The following is a 14,268-nucleotide window of genomic DNA, read 5'->3' as shown; positions in this document are numbered from 1 at the left end:
CTGTTACTTTTGTGATTAGCTAATAGAACTCTGTTTTTTCAAATAATAATACAGATTTACACTTCAACGCACACAATGAATTATGAAGATACTGTTTCACTTCACAATAACTCTGTTCGTTCTTAGTCTGGTCGCCTGTAACCAGACTAAGAGCCCGGAACCGGTAAAGCAATATACATTTATCGGCGGCAAGGAAGGAGATAAGATGGACACCACTTCCTTTGACTCTTTGCAGTTAAGCGATCCCTTTATCCTGGCCGATGAAGAAACACAGATGTATTATCTGGTTGGAAGTGGCGGCAGTTTATGGAAAAGCACGAATCTAAAGATGTGGACAGGTCCCTATCAATACATTACTGTGGATACAACTTCCTGGATTGGAACCGCTCCAAGGATATGGGCCCCGGAGCTCCATAAATATAAAGGTAAATACTATTGTTTCGTCACCTTTACCAATCCCAAGATCATAGTAGACACTGTACCCAACAGATACAATGTGCAACGTCGTGCCACCCATATCCTTACATCCGACAAAGCAGCAGGTCCCTACCACCCCATCAGCGGCACGGACTATCTGCCGGAAGACTGGTCTACACTCGACGGTAGTTTCTGGGAAGAAGACGGAGTACCTTATATGGTCTTTTGCCACGAATGGATGCAAACCGTAAACGGAATGATCAACTACATCCAGCTTGCTCCGGACCTGTCAGAATCAATGGGAACCGCTACTACCCTTTTCAGAGCATCCGATGCCCCATGGCCAAGAGAAATGAAATCGATAGGTGAACTCACCTTCGGCATGGCGCTGGAAGGCTATGTGGCAGATGGTCCGTTCCTGTTCCGGACAGGTACGGGACGTTTAGGAATGTTGTGGTCCAGTTGGAGCAACAGCCGTTGTGCGCAGGGAGTGGCTTATTCCGGGTCGGGTAAACTTGCCGGCCCCTGGATTCAGTGCAATGCTCCTCTGATACCTAATAATTCAGGGCATGGTATGTTATTCCGTACATTCGATGGAAAGTTGCTGATGTGCCTGCATCACCAAAGCCTCGACTCCGAGAACCCGGGTCCACGAAGACCCACACTGTTTGAAGCCGATATTTCAGGAGATGAAATTAAAATACTGGGGAGATATCATCCTTAGCAACCAAGAAATAAAAACATAATTTTATACCATGAAAACAACATTATTATGAAAAAGGTATTAGTAACCTGTGGTTTGTTATTCTCCCTATCGGGGTGGGGACAAACATTGCCGTATCAGAATCCCGAGCTAAGTCCGGCAGAAAGAGCGAAGGATTTAGTGAAACGCTTGACTTTAGAAGAGAAAGCGCTCTTGATGTGTGATGATTCGGAAGCCATTCCACGCCTGGGAATAAAGAAGTTCAATTGGTGGAGTGAGGCCCTTCACGGGGTAGCCAATCAGGGAAATGTAACAGTCTTCCCCGAACCGGTAGGAATGGCCGCTTCATTCAATGACAAACTGGTATTCGAAATCTTCAATGCAGTCTCCGATGAAATGCGTGCCAAGCACAACGAGCGCGTACGCAACGGACTGGAGGACGTCCGTTTCCACAGTCTCTCCGTCTGGACTCCCAACGTAAACATCTTCCGTGATCCCCGTTGGGGACGTGGTCAGGAAACTTACGGGGAAGATCCTTACCTGACTTCACAAATGGGTATTGCAGTGGTAAAAGGATTGCAGGGACCTGAAAATGAGAAGTATCGCAAACTACTTGCATGTGCCAAACATTATGCCGTACACAGCGGTCCGGAATGGAGTCGTCATACCGCCAATCTGAACAACGTCAGTCCCCGCGACTTGTGGGAAACTTACCTGCCTGCGTTCAAGGCACTGGTACAAAAAGCCGATGTACGCGAAGTGATGTGTGCCTACCAGCGCCTGGACGATGATCCTTGTTGTGGAAACACCCGTCTGCTTCAACAGATACTCCGTGATGAGTGGGGATTCAAATATCTCGTAGTCTCCGATTGTGGAGCCATTGCCGACTTCTGGACTTCCCACAAAAGTTCCTCCGATGCCGTACATGCAGCCGTCAAAGGAACCATGGCAGGTACAGATGTGGAATGTGGATACGGATATGCTTATCAGAAACTGCCGGAAGCCGTATCCAAAGGATTGATAACGGAAGAAGAAGTAGACAAACATGTGCTTCGCCTGATGGAAGGACGCTTTGAACTCGGAGAAATGGACGACCCGTCATTAGTGAACTGGACAAAAATACCGATGTCGGTAGTCAACTGTAAGGCTCACAAAGATTTGTCACTGAATATGTCACGCCAGACAATGACACTCTTACAGAACAAAAACAATGTATTGCCTTTAAGTAAATCCATCCGCAAGATTGCAGTTATCGGTCCTAACGCTGATGACAAACCTATGCTGTGGGGCAACTACAACGGAACTCCGAATCAGACCATTACCATCCTGGACGGCTTCAAAAGTAAACTGAAAAAGAATCAGATCGTCTACATGAAAGGCTGTGACTTGGTGAATGACCAAACATTGGAATCCTATCTTGACCAATGCAGCATAGATGGGAAACCCGGCATAAAAGCTACATTCTGGAACAACCCGGAACGCCAGGGAGAGCCTGTCTCTTCGCTCCGTACCACCCAGCCTATCAACGTAACTACATACGGATTACATACTTTTGGCCCCGGAGTAAATCTTGAAAAGTTCTCAGCCAAATACGAAACCGTATTAACTCCGGAGGAATCAGGCGAAATTCTCCTCAATCTCGAAGGTTGCAGTTACTTTGAATTATTGGTAAACGGCAAGTCGATGACTAAACACCGCACTTGGAGAACCACCGATACCCGCACCATGCTACAAGTGGAGAAAGGGAAAGAGTATAAGATAGAAATACTCTATGCACAAGTAGAAAACTGGGCTGCAAACCTGAAGTTCAACCTCGGCAAAGAATTCCCGATCAATTATAGTGAAAGCATTTCGAAACTTAAAGGCATAGATGTAGTGGTCTTCGTAGGTGGCATTTCGCCACAACTGGAAGGAGAAGAAATGCCCGTGAATATTCCCGGTTTCAAAGGGGGTGACCGTACGGATATAGAATTACCCGCTGTACAGCGAAACTTCCTGAAAGCTCTGAAAGATGCCGGAAAACAAGTAGTATTTGTCAACTGTTCCGGATCGTCTATGGCATTGCTGCCCGAAACGGAAAGTTGCGACGCTATTCTCCAGGCATGGTATGGAGGAGAACTGGGTGGATATGCTGTAGCCGACGTGCTGTTTGGTGATTATAACCCCTCCGGCAAGCTGCCCGTCACTTTCTACAAAAGTACGAAACAACTTCCCGACTATGAGGATTACTCCATGAAAGGACGTACATACCGGTATATGTCCGACCCTCTGTTCCCATTTGGATTCGGATTAAGTTACACGGATTTCGCCGTAGGTACAGCCAGTTGTAACAAAACCCAACTCCGTACAGATGAGTCGCTGACCTTGACTGTACCGGTCTCCAACACAGGCAAGCGCTCCGGAACTGAAGTCGTACAGGTTTACATACGCAAAACAGATGATGCTGACGGACCATTAAAGTCCCTAAAAGCCTATGCACGTGTAGAACTCGCAGCAGGAGCCAAACAGGATGTCAAGATAGAGTTGCCATCCGAATCATTCGAATGTTTTGATCCTTCTACAAATACCATGCGTGTGGCACCGGGTGAATACGAGTTATTCTATGGAACGAGTTCCGCAGCCCGGGATCTGCAATCCGTCAAAGTCACTTTACGGGATAGAAAGGAACAAAAGTGATTAGGGTTTAGTGATAAGTGATTAGCGCCATTCGGTATATTATTTTTCAGACGCGGATGACACGGATAACGCGGATTTAAAGGCTGCGCTATAAGAAGTATAATAAAATCCGCGTCATCTGTGTCATCCGCGTCTAAAAGATTATTTATCATTTAACTCATAACCCTGTAGAAAGAAATTAATTCCGCCAACGGATTTTTATTTTATCTTTGTGTCCGGATAAGAAATAAAAGTCCGTACGCACTAAAAAACAATTAGCTTATGAAAAACAAAAGACTATTTTTATTATCCGCATTTCTGGTAATAATAGGTACATTAAAAGCTCAGAACCCCATTATTACGGATCAGTTCACTGCCGATCCCACCGCCAAAGTTTTTGAAGGCAAGATGTATGTCTATCCTTCACATGACATTCCGAGCCCCATCGAGCGACTGAAAGAATGGTTCTGTATGGCAGATTACCATGTTTTCTCGTCAGACAATCTGGTTGACTGGACAGACCACGGAGTGATCCTAAGCCAGGAAAATGTACCTTGGGTAGCTCCTGACTCCTATTCCATGTGGGCCCCCGAATGTGTATACAAGAATGGGAAATATTATTTCTACTTCCCATCTACCCCTAAAGGCGAAGGCAAACGCGGTTTCAGCATCGGAGTTGCCATAGCCGACAAGCCTTACGGCCCTTTCACCCCGCAGGCCACTCCCATTGAAGGAGTCAATGGCATCGACCCTTGCGTGCTCATTGATAAAGACGGGCAAGCCTACATATACTGGTCAGGCCGCGGAATGTCAGTAGCAAAACTGAAAGACAATATGCTTGAACTCGCCTCAGAACCCATGCAAATTCAAGGATTACCCGAAGGCTTCAAAGAAGGACCTTTCGCCTTTGAACGCAACGGAAAATATTACTTCACATTCCCCTGGGTAAAGGAGAAAACGGAAGTTCTGGCTTATGCGATGGGAGACAATCCCATGGGTCCCTTTGAGTTCAAGGGTATCATTATGGATGAATCACCAACCGATTGCTGGACCAATCACCACTCATTGGTGGAATACAAAGACCAGTGGTACCTGTTCTATCACCACAACGATTACTCCCCCGAATTCGATAAAAACAGATCGGCACGGGTCGACTCTTTATTCTTCAACCCGGACGGCACTATCCAAAAAGTAACCCCTACCCTGCGCGGAGTGGGCATAACAGACGCCCGGAAAGAAATTCAACTGGATCGCTACAGCCGGTTAAGCAATCAGGGAGCGGCCATCGATTACCTGAACCAGGCAAACAAATTCGAAGGCTGGAAAACTTTATTGAGCAAAAACGGTGCATGGGTGCAGTACAACCGGGTGAACTTCGGAGAGAGTACTCCCCGAAAAGTGAAAGCAAGAGTAACCTCGGACAACGGAGGAACACTGCAAATACGTATAAACGGAACAAACGGTCCGGTTATCTCGGAAATAAAAGTTCCCAAAACCGATAAATGGACGAATATTGAATCCCCGGTTCGTTCCGCTCAGACCGGTATCCACGATTTATACGTGTCTCTAAAAGGAAGCGGTAAAGTTGAAATTGACTGGATCAGTTTTCAATAACTAAATCTCCATGCCGGATATGAAGTATACGAAGACAATAGCACTAATCACAACCCTGCTCTGCTTCCTGCAAGGGCAGGGTTTAGCGCTTGCCCAGGATAATCCAAACCAATACAATTACCTTTATCTTACTATCCGGAACGGATTATGCGACAACTCTATCCGAACCATACACAAAGATCACAACTCATTCATGTGGTTCGGAACCTCCAACGGGCTCGACCGTTACGATGGTTACGAACTGAAACACTACTCCACAGCTCCCAGGCAACCGTATCAGTTTATTGAAAGTAATTACATCAATGACATTGACGAAGACGACAACAACTATTTGTGGGTAGCTTCCGAAGCCGGCATCATGAGCATTGATCTCCTTCACGAAAATCTCAACTTCTATAAGGAATACTCCGGTAAGAACAATAATGTGCTTTACTCTCCCGTTCAGGCCCTGCTTGTCGACGATTTCAATAATCTCTGGGTAGGCAAAAGTGACGGACTGGCCTACATCATTCTGAACGAAGAAAGGCAGATAAAAGATATCCGGATATTGAAGAAAGATGTGGATATCAAAACCATCGTAAAACACGGTAGTGATATCTGGGCGGGAGGCGACAAGTGTTTATTGCATTTCACTCCTTCGGGCAAACAGGATTACAGCAATATCCCCGTAATTACAAACTTAGATACTTCACAGTTAATCTTCAACCGCCTGTTTTCGTATGGTGACTATCTGTGGATCGGCACCCAAAGTGGCTTATACTGCTATAACACCCAGAATCAGTTCTGCATACTCTATCAGCATAATCCCAATAATCCTCACAGCATTTCCTCCAACTTCATCACAGATATTGATAAAAATTCATCAGGCGACATCATTATCGGAACCAGAAACGGAGTGAACATATACCAGCGAAATGACCAATTCGTTACTTTCAGCAGAGGCATACAAGCCCGGTCCCTGAATGATAATATCGTCAACCGGATATTTGTTGATAAGAATGATAATATCTGGGTAGGGACCGACTTCGGCGGAATTAATATCATGGCTCCGCAACGCATAACTTTCAATTATTCACTGCAAGGGTATGAGAAAGGAGTACCCAACATCATCAGCACGGTGCTCGAAGACAAAGAGGGAAACATCCTGGCAGGAATTGTAGATGGCGGACTTGCCATTAAGAGGAAAGGTGCTGACTCCTTTTCGCTCTTCAAACACAACCCGGGAGATCCGCACTCACTGGCTCACAACAACATCTCGGATATCATTCAGGACCTGCATGGCAATTACTGGATATCAACAATAGGCGGAGGGCTGGATAAACTGGATAAAAACAATCTGTCACATCCCGTATTCGAACATTACAACAGTTTGAATTCCTCCCTAACCTCCGATGACATCCATGACATAGCCCTGGACTCTGCCCGGAATGCACTGTGGATATGCAGCGGCAGCCATATCAATACACTCGATTTCTCTACGGGAGCTATCAATCGACTAAAGTTCTACACACAGTCCAAGGAACCCGTTCATAACATGAATACAATCTTCATCGACTCACAGTCAAGATTATGGATTGGCGGAAACGGCGTGTACGTCATCGACCTGGAAAATTCCAGGAATACCTACGAATGTATATACTATCAGCACAAACTGGATGATCCCGAAAGCAAAATCAATGAAAAGATCACTTGTATATTCGAAACTAAAAAAGGGGAGATTTATCTGGGTAGCCTCGGAAATGGCATCTACCTGTTGGAAGACAACGGTAACAACGAAAAATATACTTTCAAGAACTATGCCGTACGCTGCGGTCTTTCGGACACCAGCATCTCGAACATTCTGGACGATGAGAACGGGAACTTATGGATCAGTACCCTAAAAGGCATTTACTTCTTCGATATCAATACCAAACGGGCCTTCAAGTTCGACGAAGGAGACGGGTTGCTGGTACCCCAATTCTATAAAAGATCCGGCTGTAAGACCATCAATCACAATATGTTACTGGGAACTATCGATGGTTTCGTAACATTCAGTCCACTGGTAAACCTGCCCAAGCAAAAGCAACGGACGATAACCCTCACCAGCGTTGTCTGTAACGGCAGCCAGCTGATACCTTATCTGAACAGCGACAATCTGCCCGTAAGTATCTCAACAACCAAGGAACTGCATTTATATCCACCACAGAATTCCTTTGAAATCACATTCAGCTGCCTGGATTATATCGAACAGGAAAAGGTGTTCTACTTCCATCGCATTCATGAACTGGAGGAGCACTGGAACACAGGATTGGTAAAGAGAAACGCCAAGTACACCAATCTGCCGCCGGGAAAATATACGCTGGAAATACGATGCACCAACCACGACAACACCTGGTCTACCGAAGCCACCTGTCTCAGCATTATTGTACATCCCCCATTCTATAAAACAGGATGGTTCTACTCACTTATCGCTATATTGATAGTGTCCATTCTGCTTTATATCATCTATTGGTATAATGCAAGGCAACAACATATCCAGAAACTTCTGAAAGAAAAGATAGAAAGCATGTCCGAGCAGATGGAGGCTATCAACAAAGAGAAGCTATCCTATTTCACCAACCTCGCACATGAGTTTAAGACACCCCTAACCCTGATACAAGGACCGGCAAGCCAGCTTGTCAGGCAAACTACCGATCCCAAAGAAAAAGAGGACTTACAGATTATCAACCGGAACGCTCAATACCTGCTTTCACTGGTCAACCAACTGATTGACTTGCGCAAGATCGATACCCAGAACTTAACGCTCAATTACTCTCAATTCAACTTCAGCAAGTTCCTGAACACAACAATAACCGACTTTTCCAACCTGATGAAAGAACGAAACATCAGCTTTGAAAAGATATACCGCCTGAAGAGTGACCATATCTATTCTGATAAGGAAAACCTGCATAAGATACTGTTCAATCTATTATCCAACGCCATCAAGCATACTCCCGATAAAGGAAAAATCACATTGCATGCCAACCAATTCATCGACAAATCGAACAAACTCATGCAGTTTATCTCCGTCACCAACAGTGGCAGCATAATAGCTCCTGACGAAATAGACAAAATATTCAACCGTTTCTACCGGATACCCGAACAGAACAAATATACAAACTACGGACAGAGCAGTACGGGCATCGGACTCCACATCGTAAAAGAGCTTATCAACCTATTAGACGGAACGATTAAAGTCAAGAGTTCGGAAAAAGAAGGTGTATCTTTCAGATTATATTTCCCCATTACGCTGGCGGACGCAGCGGAGAATGAAATTCATGAGGAATATAAAGAGCCCGTACCCGTTGAAGACAAAATCGAGCCGTTCATTCCTATAGACAGGAGCAAGCCGACTTTGTTATTGGTAGAAGACAATCCCGACATGCGTCATTATATCAAGAATATGCTGAAAGAAAAATACAATATCGCTGAAGCAAACAACGGTGAGCAAGGCTATAAGACAGCCCAGAATATCGTGCCCGATTTTATTGTATCCGATCTAATGATGCCCGTATGCGATGGTTCCGACTTCTGCAAAAGACTGCGCGAGGACAAGCTTTTAAGTCACATTCCTTTCCTGCTTCTCACGGCAAATTCAAGTGAGACTGCCCGGATAGAAAGCTATGAAAACGGAGTAGACGGATATATCACCAAGCCTTTCGAACAATCCGTATTATTAGCCCACATAGACTCCATCTTGAAGAACAGGGATTTGCGTCAGAAGAAATTCGTAGAACAAGACTTGAATCCTATCCTGCTGGAAGTGGGACAGCCCGACCAGCAGTTCATGAACGAAGTTATGAATATTCTGGAAAAGAACTATGCTGATCCTCAATTCGGTGTAAAGGATCTGACAGAAAGGCTGAACATCAGTTATACAGTGATTTATAAGAAATTCGTATCACTCACCGGACTTCCGCCGGTACGTTTCATCCAATTATACAGGCTACAGATTGCCAAGAAAATATTAGAGAGTAGCACCAATAACATCATTGTATCAGAAATAGCCTACCGGGTGGGATTTAATGATCCCAAGTACTTCACCCGTTGCTTTGTGAAACAATATAAGCAAACGCCCAGTTCATTCTTCAAGTAGCACGACCTTAGAATCAGGTCTGTTTACAGCACATTGCGGAAGGTTTCTATTTTATAACTATCAGATCGCCTTCCGCAAACCCAACTGTTATATGTTTCACCTGAAAAAGACTTATTACTTTCAGTTCTTTCTTTAACTCTTTCAGAACTTCCACCAGGCCGTTCAGTACTTCCTCCCACGGGATTTCGCTGGAAAGTTGCAAAGCATCACAGTTCCTTTCTCTCGGATCGAAATCTTCTTCACAAGCCCAGTCATCATTTTCCGCGTCATATTGTTTAGAGCCTGTCAGTTCGAGTGTATAGCAGCTCTGCCCATTTTCTTCGACAGCTTCCCACAAGTTGAAGTTCAATGCAATGATGTCATTAGGCAGGGTTTCGTATTCAGCAATGAACAAAAGCCACTGTTTTACAATGGCTTTTACTTTCTGTTTATCAAATACCTCCATAGGGGTACAGCAAGTCTGAAAGTCCGGTTTACTTTCATCGTTCCCCAATATGGAGAATAGTTTTTTCAAAATATTACTCATTCTTAATCAATTCAAAAGTGTAGCTTCCTAACTCAATGACATCATTAATATGATATGACTACAAAGATAATGACAAATTATAAATAAATAGTATCTTTGTTACCATACCATATTAATAACCTTTTAGTTGAGGAAAATGTTTTGCATGGCATGATTAAACATCAAATAAAGCAACCCGGTATCCAAATAGAAGACGTTATCTCTTTTTCTTCCAGATATAAATATGTGCCCCTACCGTTGCATATAGGCGGGTGGCATCCATCTTGCCGGTATATGTCTCATCAATTGCTGCCTGCAGCCCAGTATTGTCAACTTTTAGTTTCCCAATTTCGCCTCCTATTAAACCGAGATCTACGCTCATACCTACTACTGAACTCAAACGATATTCAAGACCCACTGTGAAATTTCCACCTAAAGCATTGGCTGTACCACTGAGTTCCCCCAATCCGCTTCCTTTCACTGTCTCTTTATAGCGCAACCACCCCCAACCGATTGCGCCATAAATGGTTAGTTTCTCTCCTAAAATCCATCGACCGGTAAATTGGGGGGCAATATACAATAGCCGCCCTATATCATCCATAACCATACCACGTACACCATCATAGAAAGCAACTGATTGCTTGGAACGAAATTGCTGTACAAGTACTCCCCATCCCCAACGATTGTAGTAACGAGACATTCCTACTCTCCAATCAAGTCCCGTAACGTAATTAGAAGCAGCCAGTCCCTCAACCTTTTCTACCGATGGAATATATCCTATGCCTGCACCTGCAAAAACGTAACCGATAGGTTGTTTATTCCAGTCCGTGCCCTTACGTGGTTGTGAGATAACCTCTTGTTTGGATTGTACCAGACCCTCGTTTATCTCCTGAGCATGAAGAGAGAATGCTCCCAAGATGCTGATTGCTAATAGAATGATTTGTTTTTTCATATTTTATGTATTAGTTTAATGTTTCAGTTCTCACCTTCAGGGGGATAAACTACTGTCCAGTTCATCTGTTCCAAATCTTCCAATTTGAGTTGGTAACGATATAAAACAGGAACATACTTCTGAATAGTGTCACAAGGAGCAGAACGATACTCATGGAACTTCTCTGCATCCAATACCAAATACTGTATATACGGAAGGAATCCAAGGTCTGACTCCCATCCGTATTTGCTTTCATAGAGATATGAACTATTAGCTAAAATGCCTTGCGTCGGAATTCTACATTCATACAAAGTGTCAGCATTTGTTATAGTAGCACACCACAATTGCTGACAAACTATTTCTTTACCAGATTTATTTACCAACGTTATATAACGCTGAATCGGCTGTTTTGGACATGCACATAGAAGGATGCATGCACATAACAATACTATTATCCTCATTCGTCTCATATCTATCTTACTCGATGATTATTATAATAAATTCCATCAACACTCATCACAGTTGCGTTCAGAAAAGCCTACTCGCTATAAGGAGGCCACATTTTTATATTACGCATAGCGGGAGTGGGAGGATAATAGATATCATGTTTTAAAAGTTCCATATCTTTTAGCGTCAAATCATATCGTTGTAAGATATTATAGTTACGACTTATTTCCTCCCAAGAATATTTTGCAAGCGTATCAGCATCAAAAATAAATATGCGTATCGTATCATTAGACATTCTAAAAATCTCTTCTGCAGTAATTGAACCAGGTACTATAAATAAATTTACTGATTTCTTTTCCACGGTTGTAAATCCATAATTATATTGGGATGTAGCATCATAGTCTTGATAGGCAGGTACTAAAATATCTTGGATACCCAGATACCACATGTTTAAACACACATCTATTTCTCTATCCGATTGATTATACACCTCGAAGCCAAATTCATGCGTATTTGGGTCGCAGGAAGAACATCCTAACAATATTAGTAGTAGTTTGCTTATCAATTTCATATTTCCATCTTTTTTGTTCAAGAATTTACTATATTTCGTATACAAATTTAGAATGATAGTGATAAAATCTCTTATTCTAAACCATACTGAAAATAAATAATACTCACTCTTCAGGGAGATATACGATTGTCCAATTCAAACTATCAAGCTGTGCAAGAGTGTACTCATACCTTTTTGCTACAAGATAATCTTCACGGATCTTCTCCCAAGGAACAGAGTCAACGACAGCCATGTCAAAAAGAAAGATTGTCATGACACCTGTAGAATATGGCTGTTTCATTTCATACCTCCAACTAGTTTGCTTTCTACGAACCGAATGGGGGGCTATAGCGAATTTTTTAATTCTATCATCAAAAACATTACCCTCAACCTGTATTGTAGTATCAGGATAATAATTATCTCTACAATAATCCAGCAATGTCTTATCCGAGTTATTTATAAATATAACAGTTGAATCGAATGGTATATCTCTGTCTGGACATCCCCATAAAATAAAAGGGATTAAAGCAATTAGTGAAAATTTTAAAAACTTCATATCTATTGATTTATTTAGTTCATGTTATTTGTTCCAGTCCGTACCCTTACACGGTCGTAAATTTACTTCCCGTTTAGATTGTATCAAACTATTGTTTCTTTCTTGAACATGTAGATAATATGCTGATTGCTAATAGTCTGATTTGGGTTTTCATATTTACGTATTAGTTTTACATTTCATTCACCATGAATACTTTCAAAAAAGGAATAATCCTACTTACTATAAGGAGGCCACATTCTGATATCACGCATGGTGGAAATAGGTGGGTAGTACAAGCAGCCATTTAAGTACCTCAAATCTTCAATACTGACGTCATATCGCTGCAAGATATTATAATTCTTCTGAATTATATTCCAATCATACATATCTACTATATCGGTAGCTAATATAAAAATACGCATCGTATCAATACCCAAGTACGCAAACATTTCATCCCAACCTGCCATTCTCCCTACTCCGCCCATATCGCGTTGTTTTTCTTTAGGTATTTTGTGAAGAATATTAGGATTATCTATATCTGGAAGTAGCGTATCCGTATCTACTGTGGTTTGTATTCCTCCCAACAATACAGATATATCCTGTGCTGATTCGTTCTCTAAGCATAATCGCTCTCCACCTTTTTCAAGACAACTATCGCAAGAACCCAGTAACAATAAGCACAATACAGATCTCAATATATATTTTTTCATACTGTTTAATACTTTAAGTTAGTACTCACCGGTTTGTAAGTTGGGTTTTCATCTTCACCCCATGGTACACCATAATATTTCTGAAAATATTCTTTTCCTCTTCTGCTTGCCCCCCTCTTAGCTTCACTCACGATATTTCATTCAGCCGGATATGTTATCCGGCTGAATGGATTCCTTAGCGTAAAAATTACTATGGGTAAGTAATCGTCCAATTTAAGCTGTCTAGTTGTTCAAGAGTATATTCATATCTTTTAGCAACCAGATAATCTTCACGAATTTTATCCCAAGGAACAGTATCGACGACAGCTTTATCAAAAAGGAAAATTGTCATGACACCTGTAGAAGATTTGGATAAATAACTCTTCCAACAGGTTCCCCTTTTACTTGTAAAATATGGTTCTATTACGAATAATTTTACCAATCTGGCAAAAGGGTTACCAGTATGTATTAAAGTATCAGGATAATAATTCGTAACACTATATTCTAGCAACGATTTATCGGAATTGTTCACGAAAAAAACCGTTGAATCGGGAGCGGGATCCCTATCCGGATAGGCACACGAATAGAATAATATAAGAAACAACAAAACAAATTTTAAGTATTTCATATTATGTATTAGTTTAGTATTTCATTATTCTATTATGGATATGTAATCGTCCAATTCAAACTATCAAGCTGTTCAAGAGTGTACTCATACCTTTTTGCTACAAGATAATCTTCACGGATCTTCTCCCAAGGAACAGAGTCAACGACAGCCATGTCAAAAAGAAAGATTGTCATGACACCTGTAGAATATGGCTGTTTCATTTCATACCTCCAACTAGTTTGCTTTCTACGAACCGAATGGGGGGCTATAGCGAATTTTTTAATTCTATCATCAAAAACATTACTCTTAACCTGTATTGTAGTATCAGGATAATAATTATCTCTACAATAATCCAGCAATGTCTTATCCGAGTTATTTATAAATATAACAGTTGAATCGAATGGTATATCTCTGTCTGGACATCCCCATAAAATAAAAGGGATTAAAGCAATTAGTGAAAATTTTAAAAACTTCATATCTTCTATTTATTTAATTAGTTGA

The 14,268-nt window shown here is 42.1% G+C and carries 11 protein-coding genes; 4 read left to right on the top strand and 7 right to left on the bottom strand.

Annotated elements, in window-relative coordinates; all coding sequences use genetic code 11:
* The first annotated feature begins 82 nt into the window (after positions 1 to 82).
* From K429_RS0111155 to K429_RS0111140, 4 genes are all read left to right on the top strand, one after another.
* Positions 83 to 1,141 (top strand): glycoside hydrolase family 43 protein, encoded by a 1,059-nt coding sequence (locus tag K429_RS0111155; protein ID WP_026366979.1) that lies wholly within the window; start codon positions 83 to 85, stop codon positions 1,139 to 1,141.
* A gap of 48 nt (positions 1,142 to 1,189) precedes the next feature.
* On the top strand, positions 1,190 to 3,796 hold the full coding sequence (xyl3A, locus tag K429_RS0111150) for a xylan 1,4-beta-xylosidase (protein WP_026366978.1): 2,607 nt from the start codon (positions 1,190 to 1,192) through the stop codon (positions 3,794 to 3,796).
* 261 nt (positions 3,797 to 4,057) lie between these two features.
* Positions 4,058 to 5,389 (top strand): family 43 glycosylhydrolase, encoded by a 1,332-nt coding sequence (locus tag K429_RS0111145; protein WP_026366977.1) that lies wholly within the window; start codon positions 4,058 to 4,060, stop codon positions 5,387 to 5,389.
* Between the two features lie 19 nt (positions 5,390 to 5,408).
* Positions 5,409 to 9,503, top strand: a complete 4,095-nt coding sequence (locus tag K429_RS0111140; protein WP_229098641.1) for a two-component regulator propeller domain-containing protein — start codon at positions 5,409 to 5,411, stop codon at positions 9,501 to 9,503.
* A 46-nt stretch (positions 9,504 to 9,549) separates the two neighbouring features.
* Here the strand turns inward: K429_RS0111140 and K429_RS0111135 are convergent, their stop codons facing one another.
* The 7 genes from K429_RS0111135 to K429_RS0111100 all read right to left on the bottom strand — a co-directional run bounded on the left by K429_RS0111135 (position 9,550) and on the right by K429_RS0111100 (position 14,243).
* Complete coding sequence (locus K429_RS0111135; protein ID WP_225979459.1) at positions 9,550 to 10,017, bottom strand: hypothetical protein; 468 nt, start codon at positions 10,015 to 10,017, stop codon at positions 9,550 to 9,552.
* Between the two features lie 208 nt (positions 10,018 to 10,225).
* Positions 10,226 to 10,960: a hypothetical protein gene (locus K429_RS0111130; protein ID WP_026366975.1), complete on the bottom strand. Its 735-nt coding sequence runs from the start codon at positions 10,958 to 10,960 to the stop codon at positions 10,226 to 10,228.
* 23 nt (positions 10,961 to 10,983) lie between these two features.
* On the bottom strand, positions 10,984 to 11,400 hold the full coding sequence (locus tag K429_RS0111125; RefSeq protein ID WP_007211511.1) for a hypothetical protein: 417 nt from the start codon (positions 11,398 to 11,400) through the stop codon (positions 10,984 to 10,986).
* Between the two features lie 77 nt (positions 11,401 to 11,477).
* A complete protein-coding gene (locus K429_RS29455; RefSeq protein ID WP_007211510.1) occupies positions 11,478 to 11,957 on the bottom strand; it encodes a hypothetical protein in 480 nt (159 codons plus the stop codon).
* Positions 11,958 to 12,060: 103 nt separating this feature from the next.
* Complete coding sequence (locus K429_RS0111115; RefSeq protein ID WP_026366972.1) at positions 12,061 to 12,492, bottom strand: hypothetical protein; 432 nt, start codon at positions 12,490 to 12,492, stop codon at positions 12,061 to 12,063.
* 212 nt (positions 12,493 to 12,704) lie between these two features.
* Positions 12,705 to 13,181 carry a hypothetical protein gene (locus K429_RS0111110; RefSeq protein ID WP_007215082.1) on the bottom strand — a complete coding sequence of 159 codons (477 nt, stop codon included), beginning with the start codon at positions 13,179 to 13,181 and terminating at the stop codon, positions 12,705 to 12,707.
* 639 nt (positions 13,182 to 13,820) lie between these two features.
* Positions 13,821 to 14,243 (bottom strand): hypothetical protein, encoded by a 423-nt coding sequence (locus tag K429_RS0111100; RefSeq protein ID WP_026366971.1) that lies wholly within the window; start codon positions 14,241 to 14,243, stop codon positions 13,821 to 13,823.
* Positions 14,244 to 14,268 lie beyond the last annotated feature (25 nt).

This window comes from Bacteroides sp. 14(A), from assembly GCF_000526555.1.
Classification (GTDB): Bacteria; Bacteroidota; Bacteroidia; order Bacteroidales; family Bacteroidaceae; genus Bacteroides; species Bacteroides cellulosilyticus.
The sequence above is the reverse complement of the archived record's forward strand: the minus strand, read 5'-3'. Positions and strand labels throughout refer to the sequence as shown.

Coding starts and splice junctions, on each gene's coding strand:
- K429_RS0111115 (WP_026366972.1), bottom strand. CDS start 12,492: ATGAAGTTTTTAAAATTTTCACTAATTGCTTTAATCCCTTTTATTTTA.
- K429_RS0111100 (WP_026366971.1), bottom strand. CDS start 14,243: ATGAAGTTTTTAAAATTTTCACTAATTGCTTTAATCCCTTTTATTTTA.
- K429_RS0111130 (WP_026366975.1), bottom strand. CDS start 10,960: ATGAAAAAACAAATCATTCTATTAGCAATCAGCATCTTGGGAGCATTC.
- K429_RS0111125 (WP_007211511.1), bottom strand. CDS start 11,400: ATGAGGATAATAGTATTGTTATGTGCATGCATCCTTCTATGTGCATGT.
- K429_RS0111145 (WP_026366977.1), top strand. CDS start 4,058: ATGAAAAACAAAAGACTATTTTTATTATCCGCATTTCTGGTAATAATA.
- K429_RS0111155 (WP_026366979.1), top strand. CDS start 83: ATGAAGATACTGTTTCACTTCACAATAACTCTGTTCGTTCTTAGTCTG.
- K429_RS29455 (WP_007211510.1), bottom strand. CDS start 11,957: ATGAAATTGATAAGCAAACTACTACTAATATTGTTAGGATGTTCTTCC.
- xyl3A (WP_026366978.1), top strand. CDS start 1,190: ATGAAAAAGGTATTAGTAACCTGTGGTTTGTTATTCTCCCTATCGGGG.
- K429_RS0111140 (WP_229098641.1), top strand. CDS start 5,409: ATGAAGTATACGAAGACAATAGCACTAATCACAACCCTGCTCTGCTTC.
- K429_RS0111110 (WP_007215082.1), bottom strand. CDS start 13,181: ATGAAAAAATATATATTGAGATCTGTATTGTGCTTATTGTTACTGGGT.